General features: G+C 47.0%; 1 protein-coding gene and 1 pseudogene. Both read right to left on the minus strand.

Going from position 1 to position 1031, the window contains the following annotated elements; translation table 11 throughout:
• Positions 1-194, minus strand: a pseudogene (locus tag ACWHAR_RS23280) (UDP-glucosyltransferase); the annotation flags it as partial.
• 22 nt (positions 195-216) lie between these two features.
• Positions 217-1031 (minus strand): monooxygenase YjiB (gene yjiB, locus ACWHAR_RS23285; protein WP_452087973.1); only part of this gene is annotated, 815 nt, incomplete at its 5' end.

The following is a 1031-nucleotide window of genomic DNA, read 5'->3' on the forward strand; positions in this document are numbered from 1 at the left end:
TTAGGATCAATATTCAAGGATGTATGATAGATCAATGCTTCTCCACCGGCTTGCTGAACAGCGGGCGCAAACTCCTCAGTCGTCGCGTACGTGACACGGTGCCCTTTCTCACAAAGCTTCTCTACTAAAGCAAGCGTAGGATTGACATGTCCGTATGCCGGGATATTGATCATCGAAATATGGTACTTTTTCATGAATCTCCAGTCTCCTTATCTATTACATTTTCACACGGAAGCTCTTTAATCCGTATATCACACTGTTTTCAATCGGAGTGATACTGACGCACTCCATATGAGGAAAAGCAGAAATCAAAGACGTTAACGCGATATTTGCTTCAAGACGGGCAAGCGGAGCCCCAAGGCAAAAATGGATGCCATGGCCAAACGCAATATGCGGGTTGGAATGGCGGCGGATATCAAACATGTGCGGCCTGTCAAACTTCACTTCATCACGATTTGCCGATGCCACAAACGCCAAAACCATATCACCTTCTTTAATCAGATGCCCACCGATCTCCGTATCCCGCTTGGCAATGCGCCTCAAAACCGGGGCGGGCGCTCTGAAACGTAAGGCTTCCTCCACTGCCTGAGGCATCAGTTCAGGATGGCTGCGCAGTTCCTCGTAAACGCCTGGCGTTTCTAATATGCTGTACATCGCATTTGAAATCAGGTTTGTTGTGGTTTCATTTCCGGCCACCAGCAGCAGCGTGCAAAACGGAATCAGCTCTTCACCGGACAGCTTCTCGCCTGTTTCTTCCGCTTTCACTAAAATAGAAATAATATCCTGTGCCGGTTTGTTTCGCTTTTCTTCTATGATGCCGGCAAAAAACGCAGCCAGTTCTTCCTCACACTTATCTCGTTCTTCCAAAAAGGCTTTTTCAGCTTCTTCACTTTTATCCTTCGGTGTACTGACCAGAAGATCAGACCATGCTTTAAACTGATCCATATGCGCTGAAGGCACTCCTAGCAGCTCAGATATCACAATAACCGGAAGCGGGTATGAAAAATCGTGAACAAGGTCAAACTCACTGC

Source organism: Bacillus sp. LR--39, from assembly GCF_053613335.1.